This window comes from Sandaracinobacter sp., assembly GCF_041909755.1.
In the GTDB taxonomy this organism is placed as follows: Bacteria; Pseudomonadota; Alphaproteobacteria; order Sphingomonadales; family Sphingomonadaceae; genus Sandaracinobacteroides.
In genome coordinates this window covers 1-3,933 of sequence record NZ_JAYRCW010000144.1, presented here as the reverse complement: position 1 = coordinate 3,933, position 3,933 = coordinate 1, and the positions used below count along the sequence as shown (strand labels likewise).

Below are 3,933 nucleotides of genomic sequence, written 5' to 3'. Positions count from 1 at the left end.
CCGGCGCGACGGTATCCTGCGCCACCACAAGATCACCCACACCGGCCATGTGCGCGACACCCATGTGTTCGCCATCCTCGAATCCGAATGGCCCATCGTCGAGGCGGCATTGAGGCCCTGACGCGCGGCGGGCGGCCCCTGCCGGAGCGGGCCGGGCAGGGCAGGGCCGGTCAGGGCAGGGCGGGCCACACCGGCCGCTCGGCGGGCAGCAGGGCCTTCAGCGCATCGGGCGCCAGCACCTCCACCGCATCGCCCCAGCACATCAGGTGCCAGGCCATTTCCAGCAGCCCGCCCGCGCGGAACCGCACCAGCAGGCTGCCGTCGGCCAGCGTTTCCACGGTCTGTCCGGGGTGGAATTCGAACTGGCGGGCGATGGCCGCTGCCTCCGCGCTGAACTTCCAGCAGATGTCCTGCGGCGGTTCCTCGAACACGCCGAAATTGTGCGCGACCAGTTGCCGCAGATCGAAGCCGGGGTCGCGCTCGAAGCCCTGTTCCAGCAGCTTCGGCCGGGAAATCTGCGGCAGGCTGAAGAAGCGGATGGCGCCGTCGGCCCCGGCCGGGCCGTCGCCGTCGGGCGCCGCCACCAGATAGTGGCGATGCCCATACAGGAAGCCCAGCGGCCGCACCGTGCGCGTTTCCGTCTGTCCCTTCACCCGCCCGGCATAGCTGAACGACAGCTTCCGGCAGGATTTGATCGCGGTGCGCAGCGTGGCGAACAGCGAATTGGGAATTGCGGGGCGCGGCCCGGCACGCAGGGCAAGGCCCTCCGCTTCGGCCAGGGCCGCCAGGTCGGGCTCCACGCGGCGCATCAGGTCTGCCGCCATCGAGGCCTTCAGCCGCGATCCGATTCCGCGCAGCAGATCGGCCTGATCGGGCAGATTCTCGCGCTGGAACAGGGCGGCGGCCGTTTCCAGCGCCGCCAGTTCGTCGGCCGTGGTGGGGGAAAGGGCGCGCGCGCCCGCGCCGTCCAGCCGCCACCGCTTCGACCGGTCGTTCGACGGCACCTCGTCGGCATTGGGGAAGGCCGCCAGCACCGCGTCGCGCATGCGGATGGCGGTGCGGCGCGAAACCCCGAATCGCTGTTCGATGTCCGTCAGCGTCAGGCCGCCGCGCGCCGCCTGCATTTCCAGCGCCAGCTGGATCAACCGATCTGCCCGAGCGTATCGCACCGCTGAAATCCCCCAGACGCCACACCGACGGCGAAACCTAGGGGTGTCCCCCCGCTGGCCGCAAGGGCGGGCACGAATGTTCCCCTTTTGTCCATGACAAACGGGGACACACCGGCCATTTCCGCTTGTTCGCCAGCAGGTTCCGCCATGTCCCGAACTGGCATGCCGACAGGGCACAAGGGCTGTGGGCGGTCCGCCAGACACGCCCGGCATTCAGGGGCGGACGGCTTTCGTCCGGCGGGTGCGTGTTTGCCCGCCGGGCGGAACGCCGGCGGGCTGGTCGGCCCTGTTGCAGCCGACCGGCCCGCTGGCACCCGCGCCCGCTCTGTGCCACGCTTGGCGCCATGCGCTGGTTCCTCCTTCCTGCCGCCCTGCTGCTGGCCGCTGCCGGCCCGCCGCCGCTGGCGGGCGACTATGCGCTGGTGGGCGTGCACGAGGCCGCCGGCGGGCTGCAACTGCTGCCGGACGGCCGCTTCCGCTATGCCTTCACCTATGGCGCGCTGGATGAAACGGCAGAGGGACGCTGGCGGCAAGAAGGCGACCGCATCTTCCTCACCACCGAACCAAAGCCCCGGCCCGCCACCTGGGGCCTGGTCGGCACCGAAGCGGGCGACCCGAAGGTCTTCGCGCTGATCCTGGAAAATCCGCGCGGGCAGCCGATCCCCAACATCCAGGTCCGCATCCGCATGGACGACGGCAGCGAGGAGCGCGGCCAGACCCTCGGCGAATGGCTGGAGGCGGACCTGGACACGCGCACCCCGGTTTCCGTCCGGTTCGAGGTGCCGGTGTTCGAGCTGGTTTCGCCCGAATTCCCGCTCGATCTTAAAGCGGCCCGGCGCTACCGCTATCGCTTCGATCCGGCCGACACCGGCGTGCGGGATTTCCACGACTGGCCGCTGGAGATCCGCGGCGACCTCCTCGCCCCGCCAGACGCGCCGCAGGGGCAGGGCTTCCGCAAGGCAGACCGCCGCTAGGGCCATGGCGGCAGCCGACGACCTTCCGCACCAGCTGTCCGGCTGGTTCGCGCAGCGCGGCTGGCGGCCGCGCCGCCACCAGCTGGACATGCTGGCCGCCGCCCGCGCCGGGCGGCATGCGCTGCTGGTGGCGGCGACGGGCGCGGGCAAGACGCTGTCCGGATTCCTCCCCGTTCTGGCCGCCGCCTGCGAACAGGGGCCGCGCCCGGGGCTGAAGGCGCTCTATGTCTCTCCGCTGAAGGCGCTGGCGGCGGATGTGGAGCGCAACCTGCTGCTGCCCATCCGCGAGGCGAAGCTGCCGCTGAAGGTGGAAACGCGCACGGGCGACACCGGATCAGAGGCGAAGAAGCGCCAGCGCGAGAACCCGCCCGACATCCTGCTGACGACGCCCGAAAGCCTCAGCCTGCTGCTGACATGGCCAGAGGCGGACGCGCTGCTGGCGACGGTGGAAACACTGATCGTCGACGAGATCCACGCCTTCGCCAACACCAAGCGCGGCGACCTGCTGGCGCTGGCGGCGGCGCGGATGCGGCGGCTGAACCCCGCGCTGAGGCTGGTCGGCCTGTCGGCAACCGTGGCCGACCCCGCCGCCATGGCCGACTGGCTGGCCCCCGAAGGCGACGCGCTGATCGTGGACGGAGAGGCGGCGGTGCCGCCCGACATCCGCATCCTGGTGCCCGATGGGCGCATCCCCTGGTCGGGCCACAATGGCCGCCACGCCGCGCGGGAGGTCGTGAAGCTGATCGAAGGGGCGCGGCAGGCGATCATCTTCGTCAACACCCGCTCGCTGGCCGAGCTGATCTTCAACGACCTCTGGGCCGTGAACGACCGGCAGCTGCCCATCGGCATCCACCATGGCTCGCTGGAAATGGAGGCGCGGCTGAAGACCGAGGCCGCGCTCGCCTCTGGCCGGCTGCGCGCGGTGGTCGCCACCTCCAGCCTCGATCTGGGGATCGACTGGGGCGATGTCGATCTGGTGATCCAGATGGGCGCGCCCAAGGGGGCGGCGCGGCTGCTGCAACGGGTGGGCCGGGCCAACCACCGCATGGACGAAGCCAGCCGCGCCGTCATCGTGCCCGGCAACCGCTTCGAATATCTGGAGGCGCTGGCCGCGCTGGACGCGGTGAACGCGGGCGAACTGGATGCCGAGCCGATGCGCCCCGGCGGGCTGGACGTGCTGGCCCAGCATGTGATGGGCGTGGCGCTCGCGGGGCCGTTCCGGGCGGACGCCCTGTTCGAGGAAATCCGCACCGCCGCCCCCTATCGCCATCTGCCGCGCGCCGATTTCGACCGCATCCTGTCGTTCGTCGCCACCGGTGGCTATTCGCTCAGGGTCTATGACCGCTTCGCCCGGCTGGTGGAGGAGGCGCCCGGCCTGTGGCGGCTGCGCCATCCCCGGCTGGCGCTGCAACACCGGCTGAACGCGGGCGTGATCGTCGAATCCCCCACGATGACGGTCCGGCTGGGGCGTGGCCGCGCGCTGGGCCAGATCGAGGAATGGTTCGCCAGCCAGCTGCGCCTGGGCGACAGCTTCCTGTTCGCGGGGCAGGTGCTGGAGGTGACGGGCGCGTCCGAGTCGGACCTTTTCACCCGCATCGGGCGAGGCTCCGCCACGATCCCCACCTACGCCGGCGGGCGGATGCCGCTGTCCACGAACCTGGCGCGCCGGGTGCGCGCCATGCTGGCGGACCCGGCGGAATGGCACCGCATGCCCGCCGACGTGCAGGACTGGCTGGCGCTGCAGCAGGAGCGCTCCATCCTGCCCCCGGCAGATCGGCTGCTGGCCGAAA

3 protein-coding genes are annotated in these 3,933 nt (G+C 71.2%); 2 read left to right on the top strand and 1 reads right to left on the bottom strand.

Annotation, left to right across the window (positions count from 1 at the left end; translation table 11 throughout):
- Positions 1 to 170: 170 nt before the first annotated feature.
- Positions 171 to 1,145 (bottom strand): helix-turn-helix transcriptional regulator, encoded by a 975-nt coding sequence (locus tag ACE3O8_RS13090; RefSeq protein ID WP_374390436.1) that lies wholly within the window; start codon positions 1,143 to 1,145, stop codon positions 171 to 173.
- 368 nt (positions 1,146 to 1,513) lie between these two features.
- Here ACE3O8_RS13090 and ACE3O8_RS13085 point away from each other — a divergent pair, with 368 nt between their 5' ends.
- Together ACE3O8_RS13085 and ACE3O8_RS13080 are read left to right on the top strand one after the other, a co-directional pair.
- Positions 1,514 to 2,143, top strand: a complete 630-nt coding sequence (locus tag ACE3O8_RS13085) for a hypothetical protein (RefSeq protein ID WP_374390434.1) — start codon at positions 1,514 to 1,516, stop codon at positions 2,141 to 2,143.
- Positions 2,144 to 2,147: 4 nt separating this feature from the next.
- On the top strand, positions 2,148 to 3,933 hold a 1,786-nt coding region (locus ACE3O8_RS13080; RefSeq protein ID WP_374390432.1), incomplete at its 3' end, for a DEAD/DEAH box helicase.